Source organism: Paractinoplanes hotanensis (assembly GCF_023717965.1).
GTDB lineage: Bacteria > Actinomycetota > Actinomycetes > Mycobacteriales > Micromonosporaceae > Actinoplanes > Actinoplanes polyasparticus.
In genome coordinates this window covers 62,488-84,674 of sequence record NZ_JAMQOL010000047.1, presented here as the reverse complement: position 1 = coordinate 84,674, position 22,187 = coordinate 62,488, and the positions used below count along the sequence as shown (strand labels likewise).

Annotated in this window: 22 protein-coding genes and 1 pseudogene; 6 read left to right on the top strand and 17 right to left on the bottom strand. The window is 66.7% G+C overall.

The annotated features are described in order from the left end of the window. Positions 1–32 precede the first annotated feature (32 nt). Positions 33–476, bottom strand: coding sequence for a hypothetical protein (locus LXN57_RS32290; RefSeq protein WP_251801973.1), 444 nt, complete (start codon positions 474–476; stop codon positions 33–35). Positions 477–927: 451 nt separating this feature from the next. Here LXN57_RS32290 and LXN57_RS32285 point away from each other — a divergent pair, with 451 nt between their 5' ends. Together LXN57_RS32285 and LXN57_RS32280 are read left to right on the top strand one after the other, a co-directional pair. Beyond that, complete coding sequence (locus LXN57_RS32285) at positions 928–1,797, top strand: aminoglycoside phosphotransferase family protein (protein ID WP_251802056.1); 870 nt, start codon at positions 928–930, stop codon at positions 1,795–1,797. Between the two features lie 10 nt (positions 1,798–1,807). Continuing rightward, positions 1,808–2,836: a phosphotransferase gene (locus tag LXN57_RS32280; RefSeq protein WP_251801972.1), complete on the top strand. Its 1,029-nt coding sequence runs from the start codon at positions 1,808–1,810 to the stop codon at positions 2,834–2,836. 139 nt (positions 2,837–2,975) lie between these two features. On the opposite strand, the gene LXN57_RS32275 is transcribed toward LXN57_RS32280, so the two are convergent. The 3 genes from LXN57_RS32275 to LXN57_RS32265 form a co-directional block, all read right to left on the bottom strand. Then, complete coding sequence (locus LXN57_RS32275) at positions 2,976–3,902, bottom strand: hypothetical protein (protein WP_251801971.1); 927 nt, start codon at positions 3,900–3,902, stop codon at positions 2,976–2,978. Positions 3,903–4,285: 383 nt separating this feature from the next. Then, positions 4,286–4,474: a DNA-binding protein gene (locus tag LXN57_RS32270; protein WP_251802055.1), complete on the bottom strand. Its 189-nt coding sequence runs from the start codon at positions 4,472–4,474 to the stop codon at positions 4,286–4,288. Positions 4,475–4,587: 113 nt separating this feature from the next. After that, entirely contained in the window at positions 4,588–4,812 is a 225-nt protein-coding gene (locus LXN57_RS32265; protein WP_251801970.1) for a hypothetical protein, read from the bottom strand. Between the two features lie 216 nt (positions 4,813–5,028). Here LXN57_RS32265 and LXN57_RS32260 point away from each other — a divergent pair, with 216 nt between their 5' ends. Both LXN57_RS32260 and LXN57_RS32255 read left to right on the top strand, forming a co-directional pair. Beyond that, complete coding sequence (locus LXN57_RS32260; protein ID WP_251801969.1) at positions 5,029–5,499, top strand: hypothetical protein; 471 nt, start codon at positions 5,029–5,031, stop codon at positions 5,497–5,499. Beyond that, a complete protein-coding gene (locus tag LXN57_RS32255) occupies positions 5,499–6,107 on the top strand; it encodes a hypothetical protein (RefSeq protein ID WP_251801968.1) in 609 nt (202 codons plus the stop codon). The genes LXN57_RS32260 and LXN57_RS32255 overlap by 1 nt, the downstream gene beginning before the upstream one ends. A gap of 636 nt (positions 6,108–6,743) precedes the next feature. Here LXN57_RS32255 and LXN57_RS48720 read toward each other — a convergent pair. The 12 genes and pseudogenes from LXN57_RS48720 to istA all read right to left on the bottom strand — a co-directional run. After that, positions 6,744–7,382, bottom strand: a complete 639-nt coding sequence (locus tag LXN57_RS48720; protein ID WP_507185055.1) for a MucR family transcriptional regulator — start codon at positions 7,380–7,382, stop codon at positions 6,744–6,746. Positions 7,383–7,698: 316 nt separating this feature from the next. Further along, positions 7,699–7,917 (bottom strand): NUDIX domain-containing protein, encoded by a 219-nt coding sequence (locus LXN57_RS32245; RefSeq protein ID WP_251801966.1) that lies wholly within the window; start codon positions 7,915–7,917, stop codon positions 7,699–7,701. A 50-nt stretch (positions 7,918–7,967) separates the two neighbouring features. Continuing rightward, positions 7,968–8,240 carry a GNAT family N-acetyltransferase gene (locus tag LXN57_RS32240; protein ID WP_251801965.1) on the bottom strand — a complete coding sequence of 91 codons (273 nt, stop codon included), beginning with the start codon at positions 8,238–8,240 and terminating at the stop codon, positions 7,968–7,970. 7 nt (positions 8,241–8,247) lie between these two features. Beyond that, positions 8,248–8,484: a GNAT family N-acetyltransferase gene (locus tag LXN57_RS32235; RefSeq protein ID WP_251801964.1), complete on the bottom strand. Its 237-nt coding sequence runs from the start codon at positions 8,482–8,484 to the stop codon at positions 8,248–8,250. A 127-nt stretch (positions 8,485–8,611) separates the two neighbouring features. Beyond that, positions 8,612–9,079 (bottom strand): hypothetical protein, encoded by a 468-nt coding sequence (locus LXN57_RS32230; RefSeq protein ID WP_251801963.1) that lies wholly within the window; start codon positions 9,077–9,079, stop codon positions 8,612–8,614. A 291-nt stretch (positions 9,080–9,370) separates the two neighbouring features. Further along, positions 9,371–10,036: a hypothetical protein gene (locus LXN57_RS32225; RefSeq protein WP_251801962.1), complete on the bottom strand. Its 666-nt coding sequence runs from the start codon at positions 10,034–10,036 to the stop codon at positions 9,371–9,373. Positions 10,037–10,047: 11 nt separating this feature from the next. Next, positions 10,048–10,944: a carbohydrate kinase family protein gene (locus tag LXN57_RS32220; protein WP_251801961.1), complete on the bottom strand. Its 897-nt coding sequence runs from the start codon at positions 10,942–10,944 to the stop codon at positions 10,048–10,050. A gap of 3 nt (positions 10,945–10,947) precedes the next feature. Next, positions 10,948–11,391 carry an NUDIX hydrolase gene (locus LXN57_RS32215; RefSeq protein ID WP_251801960.1) on the bottom strand — a complete coding sequence of 148 codons (444 nt, stop codon included), beginning with the start codon at positions 11,389–11,391 and terminating at the stop codon, positions 10,948–10,950. Between the two features lie 73 nt (positions 11,392–11,464). Continuing rightward, positions 11,465–12,667, bottom strand: a complete 1,203-nt coding sequence (locus tag LXN57_RS32210; protein WP_251801959.1) for a radical SAM protein — start codon at positions 12,665–12,667, stop codon at positions 11,465–11,467. A 50-nt stretch (positions 12,668–12,717) separates the two neighbouring features. Further along, positions 12,718–13,470 (bottom strand): adenylate kinase family protein, encoded by a 753-nt coding sequence (locus tag LXN57_RS32205; protein ID WP_251801958.1) that lies wholly within the window; start codon positions 13,468–13,470, stop codon positions 12,718–12,720. A gap of 730 nt (positions 13,471–14,200) precedes the next feature. Next, positions 14,201–14,998: an IS21-like element helper ATPase IstB gene (gene istB / locus LXN57_RS32200; protein ID WP_251801957.1), complete on the bottom strand. Its 798-nt coding sequence runs from the start codon at positions 14,996–14,998 to the stop codon at positions 14,201–14,203. A 218-nt stretch (positions 14,999–15,216) separates the two neighbouring features. Next, positions 15,217–16,730: pseudogene (istA, locus tag LXN57_RS32190) on the bottom strand (IS21 family transposase); the annotation flags it as partial. 279 nt (positions 16,731–17,009) lie between these two features. Here istA and LXN57_RS32185 point away from each other — a divergent pair. Next, positions 17,010–18,560: a S9 family peptidase gene (locus LXN57_RS32185; RefSeq protein ID WP_251801954.1), complete on the top strand. Its 1,551-nt coding sequence runs from the start codon at positions 17,010–17,012 to the stop codon at positions 18,558–18,560. A 1,150-nt stretch (positions 18,561–19,710) separates the two neighbouring features. Further along, the gene (locus LXN57_RS32180) at positions 19,711–21,090 is read left to right on the top strand and encodes an NsdA family TPR-like regulatory protein (protein WP_251801953.1); all 1,380 of its coding nucleotides are present in this window, start codon (positions 19,711–19,713) and stop codon (positions 21,088–21,090) included. 98 nt (positions 21,091–21,188) lie between these two features. Here the strand turns inward: LXN57_RS32180 and LXN57_RS32175 are convergent, their stop codons facing one another. Next, on the bottom strand, positions 21,189–22,019 hold the full coding sequence (locus tag LXN57_RS32175; protein WP_251801952.1) for an alpha/beta hydrolase: 831 nt from the start codon (positions 22,017–22,019) through the stop codon (positions 21,189–21,191). Between the last annotated feature and the right edge of the window lie 168 nt (positions 22,020–22,187).

Below are 22,187 nucleotides of genomic sequence, written 5' to 3'. Positions count from 1 at the left end.
GCATCACCGGCCGCTGTGGTTAGCCGTGCGGATCAGCCGACGGTGGCGCAGGCGGTGCCGTAGCTGGAGTAGCCGTTGGACGTGCCGGGCCCGGTCGCGCCGGTGTAGCGCCAGAACTTGGAGCAGATCTTGGTGCCCTTGGCGTAGTCGCGGTTGACCTTCCAGGTGCCGGTGGTGACCTCGGCACCGAAGATCGACTCGGAGCAGTACTCCTTGTCCTTGCCGCTGTTGGAGTCGGCGTAGTGCTTGCCGTTGATCAGCACTTGGCTGTGGCCGGTCCGGCACGTTTTGGCGTAGAGCGCGACGCGGCTTTTGATCGAGTTGACGTGCAGCTTGCTGCCGTTGACCGCCACGCAGCTGGCGTACGCGTCGCCTTTGCATTTGTCCGCGCTGGCCAGAGCGGGCGTGGCTACGGGGAGCGTGAGGCCGAGAGCGGCGGTGACGATGGCTCCGGTACGAGCGATGGTCTTGTTCATGGTTGCCTCCGGGAAGGGTGGTGGGCCCGGTCCGCGGCGCAGGGTGATGAGCTGGCAGCGAACGCGCCGACCGGTGTCCGCCGGTTCGGTTCACGTGCCGCCGTTGGATGCGGTACGGAGTGTCGGGGGCCGGCGTCGGTCGCTTCCCTGACGACCCTGCCTGCTCAGCTGACCGCGATATAGCTGTCCGCAGCTGTCCTGGGTTGTCCCGGGCTGTCCTGGTTGACGCGGCGGGAGTCGCCTACCTCGACCTCGTGGGTTTCTGGACGAAGGCCGAACGGTTGCCCGCGGTCAGGCGAGCCGAGAGATCAGCGGCCTTCATGACCAGGTGGGGCGCGCAGGCCCGATCACCGTTCCTGTCCGCAAGCCGCTCGCGTTGAATGGCCACCAGCGTGCGCGCGGGGTACTCGACGTACGTCGGGACGGTCAGCAGGATGAGCGTGTGGAGGAGATGGCCAGCACGCCCGGTGGGTTCCTTACCGACGTCGACACCTTGCTTGACCTGCCCGGCTTGCAGCAGGTCAAGCAGCTGCGGAGAACCGACAAAGCCGTGACCATCGCTGGCCGCTGGCGTGGCCAGGACGTGGTCGCCAAGCAGCTGACCAGCTCCGAACGGCATTGGGTCAAACGCTTCGCGCACGAGGTCAGCGTCTATCGGGCGTTCGCCACCACGCCGCCGCCGTGGCGGGTACCGCGGCTGCATCACGCCGGCCGCCGCTTGCTGATCATCGATGGTCTACCCGGGGCGTCCCCACACACCGACCGGTACCCGCCACGGCTACCGGAGCCCGTCGTGGCGGGAATGATCGACGCGCTGGTGGCCTTCGCCGAGTGGCAGCCTCCTCCAGGTCTGCTGAGCACGCTGACCACCAACTGGCCGGCCCGCATCCGCCGCTATGCCGCCGCCGGGAACCTGCCCGGCGACGTTCAGCAACCGTTGCTGGACGCTGTCGCCGACGCTCCCCTGGTGTTCGGTCACGGTGATCCGCTGGCCAGTAACGCGTTGGCCGACCCTGGGCAGCCGCTGGTCTTCATCGACTTCGAGTTCGCCGGCATGTATCCGCGCGGCGCTGATCTTGCGCTTCTCGGGCTGTGGTTGGGCCGCCACGATCCCGGCGCCGAGCGGCGCTGCGCCCAGATCGCCGAGGACGGCGGATCGCTGCACACCTACCAGGCCATGCGGGTCCTGTGGCTCGCTCGCGAGCAGCGGCTCTACAAGAGTCTGTTCGATGTGGTTGAGGACCGCGAGCACCGTCAGTGGCTCGATGACCAGACCGCTGACGCGGTCACTGGATTGCGCCGGGCCGTGGGCCGTGGCTGAGGCTGCGTCGATGCCCGGTGACATGCTGGAGGTATCGCTCGCTGCGGAGATCGCCGCAGGGTTCGGGCTGGGCACGGTGCTGTCCTGGCAGCGGATACCGCAGGGTTTGATGAACGCGAACTGGCGGATGACGACCGGCACCGGCCGTTATGCCGTCAAGCAGCTTCGCGATCGGCCGCCGGCAACGGTGCGCGAGGTCCACCGGGTCCTGCCGCAGCTCGCTATGAAGGACATCCCGGTGCCGCTGCCCTGCTCCACCGAACAGGGCGACACGCTGCTGGGTATCAACAACGAGTGGTACTGCGCCAGCGGTTGGATGCCTGGCGCCCACCTCAACGGCCACGATCTGCCGATGGACGCATGTGCGGAGCTGGGCGCGGTGTGCGGGCGGTTGCACACCGCCCTCGCGGCGGTCTTGCCCGAGGCACCGGATCGGTTGCCGGATTGTCCGACCAGCACCGGCGAGGCCCAGGTCCGCCTCGAGCACTACGCACAGGCCGCCGGGCGCAGGGCCGGTGATCGCTTCGACGACCTGGCCCGTCGGGAAATTCAGCAGCGGCAGATTCTGCTGAATCGCGTGGCAGACCGCCAGCCATCCGGCGGTGAGGTCGGACCGGCGGGGTGGACGCACGGGGACCTGCAGCCGCTGAACATCCTCGTCGACCCGAGTGCCACGCGGGTGAACGCGATCCTCGACTGGGACCGCCTCGATGTCCGTGGCTACGCCGCCGAGATCGTGCGGACCGCGACGATCTGGTTCACCGACACCGGCACGGGCGCCCTCGACCTCGAACGCATCGCTGCCTTCATCCGCGGCTACCGCGCCCGCCGATCGATCAGTGACGCGCAGTTGGTCGACGCCGCGCACCGGCGCTGGTGGGACCTGGTCACCGGGACCTGGCAGCTGCATCGGCACTACGAGCAGCAGGACCGCGGCTGCGACTACCTGTTCTTCTCCGACGGTCAGCTGCTGCGCTGGTGGTTCGACCACAGCGACACGGTGAATGAAGCACTGACCGCATCAACATTGCCGCACTGAACCGGGCGGGTGAGTCGTCTGCTCTTGGGCGCATCCTTGCCGGATTAACCCGAGACCCATGCTTGGTCGCATCGAAGGCCGTCGAGCTACGCGCGGGGCCACGCAGAAGGTTCAGCCGCGAGGAGTGACTGACTCGACCCTATCCGACGCTACGTTCCGTCACGAGGAATGAAGTCCCAGCTAGAGCGAATCCGACTTGCGTCTCTGACCAACCATTGATGACTGCTGGGTCCACGGCCAGATCGAGGAGCTGAATTATCTCGGTAAGTGGCGGCGTTTGCGGCAGTTCGCAATCCAAAACCCAATCTAGGTCAGGGTCGACTTTACCGACATCGACCCACCGACGAATCGTGATCCTCCAAGTGCTACTGGCTGATGGCGCTGGTGACACCTCAAGGATGCAGTTCGCGTAGTCTCCATTTTCGACGACCAGCGCCCAGAACGGCATGTCGATGTGGACGTGCTGATTGCGGGTCAGCCGCATCGCAGCGACCATGGAGCGCATCGCTGCGGCGAGCTCGGCCAGCGGCACGTGCTGGTATCCACCAAGGGCTTGTTGGAACGAGTTGCGACCGGCCGGGTTCAACTCGGTACTGTAGCGACCTAGCGGCCGTGGGCCGAAAATGCTGCGAATTCCTCGCCCGCCCGAGGACTTTCGGAGATTTACACCGACTTCTCTGACTTCCTGCAGGACGGCAGTTCTGATTGCAGACGGTATCGTGGCGACAGCCTCGTCAAGATCTGCAAGTGCGTAGAAAAGTTCTGCGGTCGCGTAGGCATACCACAATGAGTGTCCGGTGGTCAGCAATTCTGAGCGCCGCGTGGGATCGAGTAGGGCTTCCACGTGCCCCTCCGGGTAAGGGCCGTCGCGTTCCAGCCATTCCGACATGGCTGTCAGTGGCGCCCGGGCGGCGTCCACCACACGATTTAGTACGTCGACCAGCTCGCTGGCTTTCTCGCCTTCTTGAAGTCGGGTAACGGTGCTGGTCACTAAACGATCACCGGAAAGGTATGTGGCGAGGAGTTGGTGGCGGCCATGGCTTTCAAGTGCGGAGTACAAGGTCATCTAGTGAGTTTTCTTTCGGAGCCGACAGGTCCGCCCAGCAAGAAGGTGGGCGGTGAGCGTGCCGGGTGGTCGCAACAGGTCCGCTCCCGTCGCACCGTGCCCAGTTGGAGTTCCGGTGGCTTCGCAGACGCATTTCCGCGTGCCGTGCCGGGGCGATCGTCAAAAACGATGCTCCACTGCGGTAGCTAACGACGCCGAAGCCCTCTAGCTACGGTCGGTATCCCCCGTTTGACGCCGGCGCGTTCTGCCCGGCGCTACGTGTCTGCGCATGACGTGTGCTCTCGTGGCCGCGGGGCACGCAGTTACCTTCACCTCGCACGCAGCGCTTGACTCAGGTGGCCGCCCGCCAGGGGCGAGGCCGTCCAGGCCGCCATCCTCCGGGGTCAACGATTCTCGCCCTCGGCTTGGCCCCGCCGGTGCTTCCTGAACCAGCCTTCGACGTCCTCTTGAGACCACACTTTGCCTTGCGCCAGGTCGGCGACCGGTGTGGGGAAGTCCTGACGGCAGGTGATCTGGTAAGCCCGTTGCCGGCTCACCCCGCCAAGTCGGATGCGTATTTCATGGGCCCCCATCAATGGGATTCGCTGGCTACTCATACAGCAACACTCTAGGCGTTGCGCTAGGTGTCGCCAAGCAGGTTGCTGTAGGTTCAGTCCATTCACCGGGCTGCGCCGCTGCCAGTCGGTCAGCGAGGCCGGCGAGCGGTGAACGCCCCGCAGGCCGCGGCGACGGTCAGTGCCGTGTCGAGGCCGGTGGCCCACGACGGGCTGTGCACCGCGAGCAGGCCGGCCAGGACGGCCAGGACGGCGAGGCCGCCGGTGACCGCGGATCGGCGGCCTCGGGTCCGGTGCGCGGCGCTGGGGCTGGCAGAAGGCAGACGCCGGCGGCGCGGCTTCCTACAGGTTGACATTCGGCGGCTAGGCATAGTTCGGGCTCTCCTTGGTTCGGGGATCAGCGGCCTTGGTGGCCGCGGCACGATCAGAAAAACACCGCTGTAGATCCCTGAACCGGATGAGTTTGCGGGGCTGTGGGCAGGCGGCCGCGTATCTTCGACGACGTGCCCCGGAAACCACCGAGCTCTGCAGACCAGGCGTTGATCGATCACGCCCGGCAACACGAGGTCGTCGTGACCGCCACGCAGCTCGAGCACTGGCGTCACGTAGGTCTGCTTCCCGCGAACACGCCCATGAGGCAGGGCTTCGGTGGAAGTTCCTCGCAGCCCGCGCTCGGCACGGCTGACCTGGTCATCTGGCTCGGCCTGAATGCTCGCCGAGGTCAGCGCACTTACGACGTAGCGTTGCGGGCGTTCGGCGACGGGCACGCGGTGCCTGATCCGACCGTCCGAGCCGCCTTCCTCTCCGCGGTCGCCCTGGACCTGCCGGATCCCGGCACGGGCAGTCAGGACCCCGGCGACTGGGCGCAGGAAGCGGCGGCGCGGCTGCCGGGCCGGGACACGACCGCGTTGATCCCCCAGCGGATGCGCCGCATCGACGCCAAGATCAAGGCCGCCGGGATCTCCTTCGCCCCCGCCGAACTGAAGGCGTTCGACAAAGACCCGGGCTCGCCGAGCCCTTCACCACGGCCGACTTCCAGCTGATGTCCACGACCGTGGCACTCGACGGCTCCGAGCTCAACGGGACCGGCATGGCCGCGCTCGTGCGGTCGATGAGTCCCGCCGGCGCGGCCGTGCCCGGCGCCTCGATGCTCGAATTTCCCGACGGGGTAGAGGCCACCGAGCTGGCCGACGAAGCCGGGAACACACTGCTGCCGACCGGCGACGTCCGGGTCGAGCTACGCCGTGTCGTCGAGGAGTCGACGCTGGAGCGGCTGCGTTCCGGTTGGGCGGCAGCCGTCGAACGCCGCAGGTGGGCGCTCGACCTCTGCGACACGGTCGAGGCCGAGCTCTCCGCAGGCACACCGGGTGACGCTGTCCTGCAATGGATGATCGCGACCGCCTTCGGCCCCATGCGCATGGAGATCCAGATCGCCGTCCACGAGAAACCCACCCCGCACGGCGCAGCCTGCACCGCAGTGATGCTGCTCTGGCAGGCCCGGCAGCTGACGTGGCTGCAGAAGGTTGAGCCCGACGGGCTCTACCACTTGTTGTTCGCCCTTCTGCCGCCTTACGTGTTGCGACTGCTCGGGCTGGAACCAATCAGCCTATCGGCCGCGCTCCAAGCCGCCGCCACGGCCGAGCCGGCGTAGCACTCACGGGCATCAGCTACCGGATACGCGACAAGCTCACGACGAAACGGCGGCCCACGCCCGCGGCCAGGCCAGCTCAGGCCGAAGTCGTGCCGAACAAATCGGGTGTATGAACACTCTGCCAGACCAATCGGCGTTGGCGCTCGTCTTGGCACCCGGGCGCCGAGTCCAAGCAGGGCGGCGGGACGTCATCCACGCTGCCGCAGCGGACCGGTTCGCCTACCCCCATTTGCCAGTGGAGCAGAGCGCCGACATGTTGCACGAACTGGCCGCGGGTCAACGACACCAGAGCAAGCGTCCGGTGCAGGGGCTCCGCCACCATTGGCCCGACCCGGATCACGATGGCCTGGTATGGACCTTCCTGCTCGATTTCAGTGGCAAGGACCGAGCCGACGTGGAGGGGCTGCCCGCAGACGCAGGAGCGCACGAGCCGACCGGCGGGAACGTGTTCGGACATAACGGGGTCCTCTCGGATAACCGGGAACCCCGCATGCGCGGGGAAAGCCCCTCAAACGGGAGGCGGGCCGTCCCCGTGTGAACGGGCTCATAAACGGCGTGGTCAGGATAGCCCAGGCTGACGCGGTCGCGCGAGGGTTGTATGCCACGATGGCCGGCGCGAAGTCGGATCCTCGATGATCAGCGTCGCAGGCGCAGGCGTTGAGACACGGTGGGCGCCGGGATGCCGGTGACGCGGCTGATCTCGGCCTGCCGCACCCCGTCATCGACGAGTCGTTGTGCGGTGTGCGCCCACGTGCCGATGTCTGCGGCGGTGGCGAGTTCGGCGACCTCGTCCGGGGTCAACGGCCTGCCCCGGCGGGCGCGGGTGCCGGTACGGGCACGAGTCGCGCGAAGTTGCGCCCGGCGCTGCCCCTCATCCGTCATCGCCGCGCGGGCGCGGTCTGGGTCACGGTGTGCTTCCAGAGCGCGGCGCCCTGCGCTGCCTTCCTGAGCCTGCGGGAGGGCCGAAAAGCGCTGCTGGGACGCCGGCGACGCGAGCGACTGGCCAGAGGATAACCCGTGTCGCTGGCGGTACTGCGCGGCCGTGATGTCGTGCCGGTACCAAGCATGGGTACCCAGGGCGCGTTTCCATTGTCCGCATTCGTGGCACAACAGCGATTCGCCGTCCTCGCTAACGTCGAGTTGCGCCCAACGGCCGTGGCCGTCGGGGTCACCCGGGGCGGACGGACGGTCCGGCAGAGACGTGGAACTGTCATAGCTCGCGCTCCCCCAAGCAGCCGAGCCCGATCCAGTGGTGGGAGGGTGCGCCTGGCTCATCGCACCAGCATCCGTCGAGCGCGACTTTCACGCCAAGATGCTCATCGAGCCCTAACTTCATTGTCGCGCCGAGATAGCGGGTAAGTCTGTGGCTGCGGCGAACATCTGCGTCACCGAAGCCTCTCAGCTGGCGCCGCATTCGACCGAGCGAGTGACGAACCAGTATTGAAAGGAACACCTACGGCTGGTTACCACAGCTGCTGTGACGTTCGACGATAGTTGGCACTCAGCCTGTCGTCCGGGGTGAGCATTCCGCCGTCGAACAGCAGCATCAGTCCTTCGGTGCGGTCCTCGCGGGTCGGTACCCAGTCCACGATCAGCAGCCGCCCGGGCGAGACGGCCAGCCCGAGTTCCTCACGATCTCCCTGATCGTGGTGGCGCGCGGTGACTCGTCAGCCTCCACCGCACCACCCGGAATCTCCCAGTAGTCCTTGTAGGTCGGCTCGACGAGCAGAACGTGTCCGTCCTGGTTGGTGAACATGACGCCGGTGCCCATGCGTTTGCGCGGCAGGGGGGTCGCGGTGTAATCAGTCACGACAACCTCCTCCAGGGTGGGGCCGCCAGGCCGGGACGTCTCGCCGGTGATCAGGGAGCGCGGTGGTCCGGTCGGTGGAAGTCGAATCGCAACTGGGTCAGGCCGTACTGCTCGAAGCTGCCCGCCCCTACCGGGCCGAGACGGTCGAGCATGCGCTGTGAGGCCAGGTTCGCCTGCTGAGTCGTAGCGATCAGCACGTTCTCCTCGGTGGTGGCGAAGAACCAGTCGCAGACCAGCGTCACGGCCTCACCGGCCAGCCCGAGCCGCCAGAACGCGTGACGCAGCTGGTAGGAGATCTCCCACGGCCCGCGTTTGCGGGCCACACTGCCGCTACCGGCCACCACACCCGCGGCCCGGTCGACGGACGATCACGAACTGACCCCACTGCGCTTCGCTGACCTTCCGGGCGGCATCAGCCTCAGCAGCCCCCTGATCCTTCGGGCCGCCCAGATAGCGGCGCACCCGCGGGTCGGTGGCCATCTCCACCAGCGCATGCTCGTCGCCGGGCGCAGGAGCACGCACCACGACGCGCTCGCCGGTCAGGACCCCCAAGGGCGCCGTGGTCATCGCTGGTCACTTCCGCTCCGGCCGGCACCGGAGCGGTGAGCCGGGGTCAGCAGATACTCCCGCCGGCCGATTCCAGGGGCGGGCAGCGGTGCGGTGCGGCCCGCCGGGCGCAGTGCCGTCCAGGGCATCAGCACGGGGCACGCCAGCAGCACCACTGCCAGCACGGCGATGGCCGTGCGAATACCTGCAGGTCGGTGGCGGCGGCGTCGCTACCCAGCAGCGGCGCGGCATCGCCAGAGCGGATCTGCTCATCAATTGCCCGCTGCCGCTCGAGGACATGAGCGGCCGGGAATCGATGGGCGATAGTCGATCCGATGCGGTGCGACAGGCACAGCTTGCCGTCAGAGAACAGCCCGGCGCCGCCGAAACCCGTGGTGATGACCTGCGAATCGTCCGGCCGGTCAAGGCGGGAACGTAGCCGTTCGGCGACGTCGTCGCCGGCATCGACGATCAGGATCTTGCGGGAGCCACCGCTGAGCGCACGGAGCGCGGCGAATAATCCGCCCGGTCCGGCGCCCACCACGACGGCATCGAAGGAGGCGGTGAGGTGATCTGTCGGCGGAGCAGCGTCACTGCCCGGGTTGTCGAGTAGCACCAGGTCTCCAAATCTCAGGCTTTAGCGGGCGCGCCACACGTCGAGGCTGAAGGGGGTGCGAGCCGGAATCACGCTGCCTGCCGAATCGGCGTGGGCGGGCAGCGTGATGCAACGGCGGGAGGCAAGCTGGGCCGCCTGTCCCGGCATCACGGCTGGGGGCCGAGCGCGCGTCAGCCGACGCCGGCCGCGGCCCGGCGTAAGCGCCGGCCCCTATCGGCCGTTGATGAGGTTGTAGTTCCGCGGGCCGGCGCTCGATGGGTGGAGCGCAACTTCCGGTGGTACGGCGACGCTCTAGCCGAAGATGCCGCGATCGTGCAGTCCCTGCACGCTCGCGGTGACCTGAGCGGCGCTCATACGCTTGGCGGCCTGCGCTGCGGGGTCTTCCCGTACCGCGCCGTACTGCCACCAAACGGTGGCGTTCTCTCGGTCGGAGACAACGAACCGGTCGGTGACGGCCGGACCACGAACGATCAGAGTCGTGGTCCAATCCGCCGCGACCACGGAGTGGATCATGCTGTGGTGCAGGGCGTAGGTGCTGCCCGACGACTCGGTGCGCACCATGCGGGCGATCAAGGCCCGGGGGTCGATGCCGGACAGATCGTCGGAGTCGCCGAACTGGTCGGCGGTCCCGTACAGGGTGTGCTGGTAGCTGCCGTCGAGGAGGCGGCTGACGTAGTCCCAGCGGTGCGTGTGCGGCCGATCGAAGTACCCGGGCAGGAAGACGTGCAGGCGGAGCCGCCAGCCGGTCGGATCATCGTGAATGACGATCTTGTCGAGAATGTCATAGTGCTCGTGAAGCCGGGTCAAGTCGGGGTCGCTGACGGCCCCGTCGACGAGCTTCTGGAGGTCACTACGGTCCTGGTCGAGCGCGTCGAGCACAGTGCGGCTGGCCGCCGCGACCGCGGGCAGATCGGTCCAGTCAATGGTGCTCAGCGGGGTGAACAGGTCAACAGTCATCCGTTGGCTCCTTATACGGGGACAGCAGCCGATGGCCGCACGGGGATGGGGGCTCCAGGGCTCGTGCAGTGTCGAGTGCCGGCGGCGCAACCGGCGGCGAGCGCTCCCGGCAGGTCGGCGCCAGACAGGATCGCGTGTGCGTAGCCTGCGGAGAACGCGGCTCCCGCACCGTGGGTATGCCGGATCTGTGCCTGCGGCGTCGGCGCCGGTACTCGCACGATGCCGTCGTCGGTGACCGCGACGGCTCCGTGGCGCCCTACGGTGACGATGACAGTGGGCGTGGTGAAACGGCGTCGCAGAGTGGCGGCGACGTCGCCGGCAGTGTCAACGGAGTCCTCGTCGATGCTGGTCTGGACGGCCAACACGGTGCGCTCGTTCGCGGCATCGATCAGAACCGGTGTGGGGGTGTCGCCGCCGAGGTTCAGCAGCAGCGGGGTGGTGCCTGCATTGCGGATGGCACGTTCAGCGGCGCCGGCGACGACCGTGTAACAGTCGATATAGGCCAGGCGGGCTCGGCCGAGCAGGTCCAGGGGAACGTGTGCCAGGCCGGTGTAGGCGTCGTGCAGGGCGGCAAACCACGTCCTGGTCCGGGTATCGGAGATGATCGTCAGCTGAGGGGTGATCTTGTCGATAGCCGGCCGCAGATGGTGGGTGACATGAGCTTGGTCGAGCCACGCCAGCGCGAGGGTTCCGGACGGGTCGCCGCCGACGGTGTTGCTGACCAGTGCAGTGCGCAAGCCGAGGTTGGCGGCGGTCACGGCGGTCAGCGGACCGTCGCCGGCCAGGGATGCGGCGATCTCGGTGACGACCGTACCGCCGTTGGCACGCGGGTAGGCGTCCACGGTCAGCACGTTCGCGGTGGCGAGGTAGCTGAAGCACACCAGGTCCAGCGGACGGTCCGCTGTCATCATCTACTCCTGCCAGCCGCGCTCGGAGTACAGTTCGCCGGCGGCGTACTGCTCGAGCGCCTGACGTCCGTACGGGATCATCTGCTCAGGAAGCGCGTCCAGCGAGAACCACTCCCACGCGGCGCACTTGTCCGGTTCGGTGACGACCGGTTCACCGGACCAGTGAGTGACCTCGAAGAACAAGGCCATGCGCCCTGATCCGGTCCAGTGGTGCAGCACGTGGGCGAGCCGCGCCTGTTTCGCCTTGATGATGACGCCGGTCTCCTCTTCAGCCTCGCGGACGAGCGTGCCGAGCGACGACTCGTGGTCCTCGCCGTGCCCGGACGGCACATGCCAGCAGCCGTCCCCGAAGCCGGTATTGATTCGCTGACCCAGCAGAACATCGTCGCCGCGGCGCAGGATCAGGTGCACGTCGACCTGGGCGCGCTGGTTCTTCTCGTTCGCCATAAAAGTCTGGCTCCTTGTTCTTGATTGCCCTAGGGGCGGACTCTGCTGCCCCGCCGGTATACACAACGGGCGGTCAGCCGGCCGTGGCCCGGGTGACAATGTCGGCCTTCCACAGTCGGCACACGGACACCACCTCGGGGTCCTCGGCGCACGCCGAGGTATTCATGACGACCTGCTCGGCCGGGCACCCGCCACCGCAGCCCGCGGTGCACGAACCGCAGCTCGGGCGCGATAACGGCCTAGTGAACAGGTCGAACTCGTTGTCGCCGCTGTTCACACGTAGCTGCCCGTCGTCGAATTGGGCGTAGAACAGGTTGGTGTCGAACAGATAGGAGCACACGTACATACGTCCGTCCGGGAAGATCGACGCTCGGTCCAGCGTGCGGCCGATGCAGCCGTAATAGCCTTGGTCTGCATAGCGGGGCAGGTCCTCGCGAAGAGCGAAGGTCGGCTGGTACCAGACTCGAGTCCGATACTGGCCAGCGACGCTTTCAAGTTGCTTGTAAAAGGCGATCCATTCGCGCGGGGCCATCGCCATCTGCTGGCCGCCATGGCTTGAGCCGGCGCCGATCGTGCTGAACACGTGGTACTTGACGAGCGACACGCCCAGTTTGTCCGCAATACCCAGGAGATCTAAGGCGTCGCCGGCGTTGACGTTGTTCACCGTGCAGATCAGACGTGTGTCGAAGCCGGCCGCGGCCAGGCGGGCCACGTTGGCCAGGGTTTCGTCGAACCGGCCGGCGCCGCGGATTCGGTCGTGGCTCGCCGCTGAGCCGCCATCAAGGCTGATCTGAACATAGGCAAAGTCATCCGGGGTCATTATGGCGAACTTGCGCATCGCCGGGTCCAGGCCGTTGCTGGTGGTGATTACCTGCTCGTAACCCATCGCCTTCGCGGCACGGATGACCGTCTCATAGTCGGGGTGCAGGGTCGGCTCTCCGCCGAGAATCGTCAGCTTCGAGCTGCCCATCTTCCTCATGTAGTGCAGCGTTCCCAGCGACTGGTCCAGGGACATGCGCTGCGCCTCGTCCAGCCGTTCGCCCATGTAGCAGTGCTCGCAGCGAAGCTGGCACGCGTTCGTGATGTACAGGTACAGGTTGCGGAAACGGCCGTACGCGATGCGATCGACGTGGCCCGGGTCGACGGCGCGGGCGCCGGCGGGAAGTCGCGCGTGACCGTATCGATCAGTAGTGCCTTGGACAGTAGGGGCGGCCAGCAGGGGCAGTGAGCCGGCAGCGCGAACCGTGCGAGGAAAGCCGAGGGGGGTGGCGGTCATCGTGCTCCTTCCAACGGAGGCCTTCGGGGCGGCGCAGCGCGGTGAGCACGTCACCGTGCCGGTGCCGGTGCGGCGCCCACGTTGTCGATGTCGTTCTTAACCCCGGTCAGACAGGCCGGGGAGAGATCACGAAGTAAGCGCGACAGGTCGGCCGGGTCGCTATTCGTCGTGTCGATTTGCTGGTACGAAACGCCGAAGGAGTCGGCGGCGGCACGGATACCGGACAGCCGGTTGCGGTATCGCTCCAGACGTCGCGCGAAGGCTTTCGGGTCGTCACTCTGACGCCGCGAGAGCCGTTGACCACAGCCTTGACACCGGCCGGTGTCTTCCAGGCTAGGTTGCGCAGGACGATGCGGCTGGCCGTCAAGATCAGGTTCGCACGTACCGCATACCCATCGGTTATCCACCCGGGCCCGCAAGACATCGTCGTCAGCGTTTAGCTCGACGATCGACAGCGGAGCGCCCAACCATTGCGCCGTGCGGCGCAGAATGTGGACCTGCTCTGCCGTTCCAGGAAAGTTTTCGCACACAACCAACGAACTCAGCGGGAAACGCCCTCGTAGAAACGCTTCGCCAATCAACGCCTCGACGGTGTTGTCCGAGAACCAGCCTAGGAGGTCGTTGGTGAGGAAGCTTTCCGGAGTGACCCAACCGGCGGCACATGACAGTTGCGCGAACTCTCGCAACCGGAACAACCTGGCTCCGTAAGCCTCTGCCAGCCGACCGGAAGCGGTGCTCTTGCCCACGCCCGGTGGCCCTATCAACGCGACGAACGCGAGCGGGCGGGCCGTAGGCGTTGCCATCTGTCCTCCTTGAGCCAGGCGCCGAGAGGTGCAGGATCACTCCTGATCGATGATGCTCGATCTTCAATCTCGGGTTCGGTGAGGCCGCCGCCACACCCGACTTCCACAGTCACGCATCGCAAGACACGGGAGAACGCCATATAGGAGGGAATTCAGGGGGAATTTAAAGGGGAGGAAACGCTCCCACCTCGGAAAACCCCCTGGACAGGGAGAGACGCTCAAGATTCACGTTCGTGCCAGGCCGCACTGGCACAGCTGACAGTACGAGCAGAATCACTATTGCCTCCATCGGCAACACCCAGCCGGCCACGATCACCACACCGTGCCCCTCTGCCCGGGATGCGCGACGGTCGGACGATACGCGCGCAGCTGCGCGCGTATCGTCCGAATCCGGCATATTCGATCATCATCCGAACCGTAGGCTCGATCACGACCCGAGCCGTTCCTATCGAGGGAGGTTTGCAGTGCAGCACTCGGCGCTTCCGCGACGGCTTGATCCTGCCGATGTGGCGCAGGCCGTAGTGTCGGTCGACGCATTGACGTGGGCTCGCGGATCGGCGTGGTGGCTTCAGTCGTTTCCAGCCGAGGACGGCCGGGTCGCACTCATGCGCTGGTCACCTCCCGATCCCTGTCAAGGGTCAGGACGAAGTCCTGTCCGATGGCCTTTGATCTTCCTCGTGGACGGACAGCAGAAATCCGTGCCGGTGGCCAGGTGATCTCCTTGCGGTGGTTAGGTCAGGGCTTTCACCCCCTTGCCGGCGAGGGCTTGCTGTAGCCGGTGTGAGTCGCCCTGGGTGGTGATCAGGTGGGCGTGGTGCAGGAGCCGGTCGACCGTGGCGGTGGCCAAGGTCTTGGGCATGAACGTGTCGAAGCCGGACGGGTGGATGTTGCTGGTCACGGCGATCGAGCGGCGTTCGTAGGCGGCGTCGACGATGCGGTAGAACGCTTCGGCGGCGTCCTGGCCGGCGGGCAGCATGCCGATGTCGTCAACGACGATCAGGTCGGCGCGGCAGATCCGGGTGACGGTGCGGGCGGTCGAGCCGTCGGCTTTGGCCCGGCTGATCGTGGCGGTCAACGTTTCGAGGGTGAACCAGGCGACGCGTAGGTCGGCCTCGATCGCGTGGTGGGCGAGAGCTTCGACGAAGTGCGACTTGCCGGTGCCCGACGGTCCCGACACGGCCAGGTTCTCGGCTCGGCCGATCCATTCCAGGGTGGATAGCGCCTGCTGGGTCGCTGCCGAGATGGACGACTCGTCGGGTCGCCAGGTGGCCAGGGTTTTGCCGGTGGGGAAGTTCGCGGTCTTGCGGCGCAGCCGGCGGGTCGCGGCGTCCCGGCCGATGACCTCCTCGTTGATCAGCACGCGCAGGACTTCGGCGGGGTCCCAGCGTTGGGCCTTGGCGGTGGCGATGACATCCGGGGCGGCGGCGCGCAGGTAGGGCAGCCGCATCCGGCGTAGGAGCCGGTCGAGGTCGTCGGGCAGGGCGGGCGCCGACCGGGCCGGCGCCGGTGTGTTGGTGGTGCGGGTCATCGGGTGGTGGCCTTCCTGAGCCGGCGGTGCAGGGTCGTGGCGTTGTGTCCGAGCAGGGTGGCCAGGCCGGCTGCGGCGAGGTGTCCGTTGCCGCTGCCGTCGAGGAAGCCGGCCAGGTCCGCGCGGGCGTCGTCGTCGGCGTGCAGCAGCCAGTCCTCGACCAGATCGAGCAGCCGGGCCAGGTCGGCTGCCTCATCGGCGTCGAGGACCACGCCCGGCTCGACGACCGCAGGGGTGACGGGCGTGGGTGTCATCGGCCGAACCTTTCCCAGGAGGCGGTGCCGGGCTGCGCGGAGAAGCTCTCGTCGACCCGGACCAGGTCGCCGGGTTCACCCCGGGTGGCCAGGTGGTCCAGGATCGCGCCGAGATCCGCGTCGTCGAACCGGCCCGCCGCCGCGGCCAGACCGAGGGCCTGATCGACCTTGTCGAGGCCGAGGATGGTCGCGAACTCGACCGCGCGGGCCATCTTCGCCCGCACCCGGCTGGCGCCGGTCGCGGCGGCCTCGACCAGCCATGCATAGGCGCCGTCGCCGATGGCCAGGAAATCGGCTTCGGCCTTGCTGCGGGCCCGCGGCCGCGGGGGGCGCGGATGGTTGCCGCCCGGATGGTGCGGATAGTGCTCGTCGACGATGCGCGGGTTGCCCGGGGTGGACAACTGATGCCGGGCGATCTCAGCCGTGCCCGTACTCGTCATGGCAACGATGACCAGTTCCTCACCCACGGTCCGGCACCACACCCGCTCGCCGACGTGCCCGGGCGGCGTCGAATACCGCACCGACCCGACCCGGACTGTTTGGTCGTCGTTGACCAGACGCTCGTCACCCAGCGCAGCGGTGTGCGGCTCGGCCGGCAACACATGCAGATGACCACGCTCGACTGCGAGCCGATCGACCGGCGCCGCGCCGGTCTCGCGATGCACCCGGGCGTTGATGTGCTCACACCACTGCTCACACGCGGCGACCAGCTCGGCGAACGTGCCGTAGGCGCCGCGCAGGTTGGTCTCGGTGGGCACCAGATCGGCCTTGGCGACCCGAACGGTGGCCTCGACCCCGCCCTTGGACTCCGGGTCGAACGGCTCACACGAGTGCACCGTCGCCCCGTAATGCCGCCCAGCGGCGACCACCGTCGGGTGCCGGACCGCGACACCGGCGACGTGCTCGACCGTGACGGTCTTCGCGTTGTCGCCCAGCAGATACGCGGGCACCCCACCGACCTGCCGCAGCGTAGCGTCCAGGCAGGCGATCAGGCTGCCCATCGTCTGATCGAAGACCGGGATCACCACCCGGAACCTCGACCAGGCCAGCCACGCGCAGAACAGATACGTCTTCCTGCCGCCGATCCGCGGCCCGTCGCCCCAGTCGAACTGCAGCCACAACCCAGGCTCGGGCACCCACGGCCGGTAGGTGCGCCGCCGCCCGGCCCGCCACGCGATCTTCGCCTCCCGGACCGCCCGCCGTGTAGTGCGTTCGGTGCCGGTGAACCCCATCGCCAACAGCCGTTCGTGCACCTTGTCCGCGCGAATCTTCGCCTTCGAGATGTCGACGAGCTCTTCCACCTTCGGCAGGAACGCATCGATCAACTTCGGCCGCGGCGCCGTCCGAACCCGCAGCGGGTCCCCGACACCGGCGTCGCGCAGCGCCACATACCGGCGCACCGTCTTCGGGTCACACCCGGCCAGCTGCGCCGCCGAATGCGCACAACGCGTCGCGTCGTACGACTCCAAGATTTCCATGATCTCCCTGTCAGACTTGGTCACGGTCTCTCCGGTCGGGTCGGTTGCAAGGTCAGCAACCAGCAGCCAACCGGCCGGAGAGATCCACTTTCACGTGCCCGAGACGGAGATCACCTGACCGCCCAGCAGGATTTCTGCTGTCCGCGAGCAGGGACTCAACTGTCCGCCAACAAGGATTTTTCAGCGTCCGCTAGCAATCCCCAGGTACACCGGGTGACACCCTCGTCAGTCGATGTCGGTACGTCGATCCACGCCTACGGCGGAGGTGCGTACGCGGTCATGGACCGCGCGGTCGCCTACGTCGACCGCGCCGACCAAGCCATCCACATAGCCGACGACACCGGAACCTCGTTTCCGACTACTGCCGTCGAGCCGCACGTCTCCTACGGGAATCTGACGTGGACCGGCACGGAGCTTGTTGCCGTACGGGAACTACTGGCCGGCGATGAGATCGTCGCCCTCGATGCAACCGGAACCTCCCCGCGTCCGCTCCTGGCGTCGCCCGGTTTCCTCGGCTCGCCGCGGGTCCACGACGAGCGCCTTGCCTGGTTGCAATGGGGCGCCGACCGGATGCCGTGGGATGGCTCTGAGCTGTGGGTAGCCAACTACCGAGATAGATCGATCTTCGCTGCTCAGCAGGTTGCCGGCGGACCGGATGAGTCCGTCGTCGAACCTCAATGGGACGCCAATGGCAACCTCACATTTCTCAGCGACCGTAGCGGCTGGTGGAACCTCTACCGCTGGGACGGCCACACGACGCACTCCGTGGCGCCCATGCCGGCGGACTGCGCCGCCGCGCCGTGGGAGCTGGGCTACGCCAGTTACGCGCACCTTTCAGCCCGACGCGTCGCACTGACGGTGCACGCCGGGCCCCAGCAGCAGATCGTCGTCGTTGATCAGTCCGGTGAACTCGCCGCTCTTGACCTGCCGGTCACCTCGATCAAGCCCTATGTCGCCGCGACCGATGGCGGCGTCGCGGTCATCGCCGCATCCGCGACGGCACTGCCGCATGTCATCCACGTCGACCTCGCCGGGCCTACACCCCGGTGGCAGCCGATCATGTCCGTCGACGCCGTCTATGTGGCCGAGGCCGTCGCAGCGCGACCGCTGGTCATCGACGGACCCGCAGGACCACTTCACGCTTTGCTCTACCCACCCGTTGGAGCCACCGGCGAGTGGCGTGCGCCGCTGATCGTGCGTGCACATCCGGGCCCCACCGCGTCCATGCCGGCTCGCCTGGACGGGCAGGTCCAGCTTTTCTGCAGCCACGGTTTCGCCGTGGTCGATGTCGACTACCGCGGCAGCACCAGCTACTCCAGGGCCTTCCGGCAATCCCTGTACGGGCGGTGGGGAACAGCAGACGTCGAGGACTGCACTGCCGTCGCGCAGTATCTGGTTGCCGCGGGGAACGCCCAGCCGGAGCAGGTGTTCATCATGGGCGCCAGCGCCGGCGGATACACCGCGCTGCAAGCCGTCTGCGCTACCGACGTCTTCGCCGCGGCCATTGCCCGGTCAGCGATCGTGGATCCTTGGCGCTGGCAGCGCACCGCGCCTCGATGGCAACGAGCGCACGCCAGTGCGCTGGCCGGCCCGGCCGGCGCGGTCCGCGCAGACCGTATTCGCCGGCCAGTCCTGTTCATCCACGGAGCCGACGACGATGTTGCCCCGTTGACCGACGTGCGAGCCCTGGCGAACACCATGGGCGACCATGGGCTCGACCATGAGCTGGTGGTCCTCGGCGACTCCGCCCACGAAGTCACCGCGTTCGACGACAACACCTTCGCGCTGATGGCCGAACTCGACTTCCTGCGCCGCCATGTACGGACGTAGTGGCTATCCCGCCTCCGGCAGAGTCTCGTGCAGATACTCCAGACACGACGCGACGTCCGGTTCCCCTTCGAAGGGCGAAAGCTCCAACCGGATCTGCGCGACACGCTGCACGGTGCGCTATGACGCCGTCCGACGCGCGAGATCGGCCGCATCGCACGCCCTCGCACAGCCTTCATCGAGCTGGCCAGCGCGAACCAACGACGAGGCCAGCAGAGCTCCGTCGATGGCCTGGCGCGCCGCAGCCGTGTCTTCCCGACGCCCGCCATGGCGCCGATGATTTCCCGCTGCGCAGCCTGGTCGACGACTTCTTCGTCAGGGCCTACCTGACCGCCATCGACTAATAGGCAGGCTGCACTTGACCGCGTCGACTGGCGGTAGCAGCCAAGCGGTCTAGCACCAGCCGCTGAGTGCAAATTGCCGTCCCTGCCTGAACGCTTCCACGCAGGCCGTGGTGTAGGGGTACGTGTTCGAGGGCAGGAGCTCGGCCGGCATGCCCAACATGGTCATGATCGATGTCTCCTCGAGGGGTGAGGGCGGATCGGGCAACGTTTGGCAGTTCCAGAGGGCCGCGAACCGGGCCAGGTAAAGTCGTCAGAGCACGGGGTGAGGTTGGGAAGGCTCGAGAGTCTGAGGGTCGCGGCTGCGCTACCTTGCTGGACGAAACACCGCAATGTGTCACTCCACAGTCACCCATCGCGAGGCGGTCAGGAACGCCAGACACAGGGGATTTTAGAGGGAATTTAGCTCCTTGAACTGCAGGTTCTCGCCAGGGAGGGTACTCGGCGCTTCGTCCGGCGGCCCGGACGGAGCACCGAGCGCGTTGATCGACGCTGTGGCCGATGCGAGATCGCAGGCGGCGTTTGCGGTACGAAGTGCTCGCCGCGGCCATCGCCGGTTCGGCATTAGATCCGCGGCGTTGGCAGCCTACGGCGCCTTCGCCCAGGACGACCCGCCACCTACTTCTTCAGGTCGAAGTAGCTAGAGATCGCACCTCCCACTGGGATTGCTGTCGCCGCCTTGCTCACAATGCTTACGCTCCGTAGGTAGTCAGCTTGCTGCCCATCGCCTGGGGACGGCAGTTCTCAAAATCTGAGAGGGTTGCCTACACTCAGGGTCCACGCGCTTCCACTCGGTGGTGATCAGAGGAGCCATGACCTCATCGCGACGGCCTCCGAACGAACTCTTCCGCGCGGCACGGCTTCGTCTCAAGTCGGCCGATGGCGACAGCCCGATGTCACGCGAGGAGTTGGCCGATCTGGTTAATTCCATCATCGACCCTCGCGACACTGACGGTCCCGTCGCAGCCAGCGACATCGGCAAGCTCGAACGTGGGATCGTGGCCTGGCCCCGCAAATACCGGCGTCAGGCTTACCGCAAGGTCTTGAACGCGGCGACCGACGCAGAGATCGGATTGACGAACCGCCGAATTCGCCCTACGGACCGAACTGCCGGGCTCGGGGCAATCGCAGCGGACGCGTCAAGTGATGGGTATTTGCACCTGGAGGCGGTGCAGCGCACAACGGACGATGCTCCGCACGAGCGACCCGGCCGAATTCCGTTGCCGGAACCGAGTCTGGGCATCGCAGCGCCGGCGCTGACGCTCGACGACCTTGACCGCATCGACGCCGTCGCCCGCAACGCTCGCCGGTACCTCGACGAGACGCTCGTCGGGTTCTTAGACAAGCAGCTGGCTGAATGCGCTGTCGACGATGGCGTCCGCGGACCACGGTATGCCTTACCCGGCGCATTAGGCATCGTTTCGATCGTGCAGCGCAACGCCCGCGTGGTGAAGTGGAACGTGCGCCGACCGCTGCTGCGTGTCGGCGCTCGAGCGGCAGAGTTTACCGGCTGGCTCTACCGCGATGCCGGCCATCCCGAAGCCGCGGACTACTGGCGTGACCGAGCATCCGAGTGGGCCATGGAAGCCACCGACTACGCCATGCCCGGGTACATTTTGATCAAGAAAAGCCAGTCCGCATGGGACGCACGTGACGCCACCCGGATGCTTGGCCTGGCTGAAGCCGTCCAGGAAGGCCCGTGGGCCTTACCGGCGCGTGTCATGGCGGAAGCCGTTCAGCAGCAGGCCCGCGGAATGGCCATGCTCGAATCCAGCCGCGCACAAGTCGATGACACCCTCAAGCGAGCTCGCGAATTACTGGAGAAGGACTCGGCCGCCAAGACCCCGCTCGCCGCGCACTACGACAAGGTTCTGTTTGAGGTTCAGACAGCCATCTGTTATGGCGAGTCCGGCCGTCCGGAAGACGCTGCCGCGATCTACGAGGCAACCTTGAAACCGACCGTCTTTTCAACCCGTGACTATGCCTACTTCTCTACGCTCAGGGCCCAAACTCTGGTGGCTGCGGTGCTCCCCGATGACGCAGCGTCGGTTGGTGCGTTGATCGCCCCCGACGCTGTCGCAGCTGGCTCGGCGCGCACCATTCGAGAGTTGGTGCGGCTCGGCGCCGCGCTAGGCCCTTGGAGGCACCGTCCTGGGGTAAACGCGTTCCTGCGGCTCGTGGCCACCCTCTGACTGATGCGGACGGCGGCCGGCGATCACGCATAGGCTCCTGGCATTCGCCAGCCGCCCTCACGGGGCCGACCGCCTATAGGGCGTCGATCGGATGAATTTCACGCAACCCAGTCTGCGATGTCTCGAATAGCGGTTGCCTGCCATGCCTGCGTTCGCGGATCCCGATACTTCGGGTCGTTGTCGACGGCGATTCCGTGCTGCGCACCGTCGATCTCAATCAGCCGGGTCGGAGCGGGAATCTTGGCGATGTAGTCGCGGGAACTCTGCACCGGGATGAACGTGTCACCCGTGCCGTGCAATACCAAGGTGGGCGCAGTGATCTTCTCGATGGCCTGGTCGGGACGCAGGTAGAAGACCTCGTTGAGTAATGGCCGCCCCAACTTAAACGTCGCCGAGTGAGCCAAGAAGCCGTTCTCACTGAGTTCCCGCGCAGCGTCCTCGCTGATCTGGCCGTCCGACCAGTAGGGCTTGTCGTCGACGAAGCGTTTCTTGTAGTTGATAAGCGGATTGATCAGAACCAGCTTCGCGACCTCGCGCCGGTAATGAGCGGTAAAGTAGGCACTGACTCCGCCGCCAAAGCTGGCGCCCAGAAGGTTCACTGGGACGGCGTCGGCGAGCTGACGTAGATGTGTGACAGCAGCATGGATGTCATTGAGGACGCCAGCCAAGGTCAGGTCCTCCTGCTGGCCTTCGCTCTCGCCATGGCCGCGCAGGTCAAACCGCAATGACGCTACGCCGCGTCCGGCGAGCCCGGCCGCGAGGCGGGTGAAGAAGCCGCCTTCCTCGCGGGTTACACCTCCTCCGTGAACGAGGACCACGCTGGATGAAGGCGAAGCGCCTGGCGAGTCGAACGAGCCTTTCAAAAGCAGCCCGTCCGCGCTTCGGAAGACAGTTGGCGTTGACGTGCTGGTTACTGTCTCGTCACTCATCCCGCACTCCTTCGGTCACGACGGGGGCTTGCGCGCGTAGGCTACCGCCTCCGGGGCCGACACGGAGTGGACGAGTGGACCACAGACCCCCCGGTCAACCTGCCTCTCAAGAGAGCCGTGACCCAGCCAACGATACAAATCAAGGTTGGCCGCTGCCCAATAATGGCG

Coding starts and splice junctions, on each gene's coding strand:
- LXN57_RS32290 (WP_251801973.1), bottom strand. CDS start 476: ATGAACAAGACCATCGCTCGTACCGGAGCCATCGTCACCGCCGCTCTC.
- LXN57_RS32285 (WP_251802056.1), top strand. CDS start 928: ATGGCCAGCACGCCCGGTGGGTTCCTTACCGACGTCGACACCTTGCTT.
- LXN57_RS32280 (WP_251801972.1), top strand. CDS start 1,808: ATGCCCGGTGACATGCTGGAGGTATCGCTCGCTGCGGAGATCGCCGCA.
- LXN57_RS32275 (WP_251801971.1), bottom strand. CDS start 3,902: ATGACCTTGTACTCCGCACTTGAAAGCCATGGCCGCCACCAACTCCTC.
- LXN57_RS32270 (WP_251802055.1), bottom strand. CDS start 4,474: ATGGGGGCCCATGAAATACGCATCCGACTTGGCGGGGTGAGCCGGCAA.
- LXN57_RS32265 (WP_251801970.1), bottom strand. CDS start 4,812: ATGTCAACCTGTAGGAAGCCGCGCCGCCGGCGTCTGCCTTCTGCCAGC.
- LXN57_RS32255 (WP_251801968.1), top strand. CDS start 5,499: ATGTCCACGACCGTGGCACTCGACGGCTCCGAGCTCAACGGGACCGGC.
- LXN57_RS48720 (WP_507185055.1), bottom strand. CDS start 7,382: ATGAGCCAGGCGCACCCTCCCACCACTGGATCGGGCTCGGCTGCTTGG.
- LXN57_RS32235 (WP_251801964.1), bottom strand. CDS start 8,484: ATGACCACGGCGCCCTTGGGGGTCCTGACCGGCGAGCGCGTCGTGGTG.
- LXN57_RS32225 (WP_251801962.1), bottom strand. CDS start 10,036: ATGACTGTTGACCTGTTCACCCCGCTGAGCACCATTGACTGGACCGAT.
- LXN57_RS32220 (WP_251801961.1), bottom strand. CDS start 10,944: ATGACAGCGGACCGTCCGCTGGACCTGGTGTGCTTCAGCTACCTCGCC.
- LXN57_RS32215 (WP_251801960.1), bottom strand. CDS start 11,391: ATGGCGAACGAGAAGAACCAGCGCGCCCAGGTCGACGTGCACCTGATC.
- LXN57_RS32210 (WP_251801959.1), bottom strand. CDS start 12,667: ATGACCGCCACCCCCCTCGGCTTTCCTCGCACGGTTCGCGCTGCCGGC.
- LXN57_RS32205 (WP_251801958.1), bottom strand. CDS start 13,470: ATGGCAACGCCTACGGCCCGCCCGCTCGCGTTCGTCGCGTTGATAGGG.
- istB (WP_251801957.1), bottom strand. CDS start 14,998: ATGACCCGCACCACCAACACACCGGCGCCGGCCCGGTCGGCGCCCGCC.
- LXN57_RS32185 (WP_251801954.1), top strand. CDS start 17,010: ATGGACCGCGCGGTCGCCTACGTCGACCGCGCCGACCAAGCCATCCAC.
- LXN57_RS32180 (WP_251801953.1), top strand. CDS start 19,711: ATGACCTCATCGCGACGGCCTCCGAACGAACTCTTCCGCGCGGCACGG.
- LXN57_RS32175 (WP_251801952.1), bottom strand. CDS start 22,019: ATGAGTGACGAGACAGTAACCAGCACGTCAACGCCAACTGTCTTCCGA.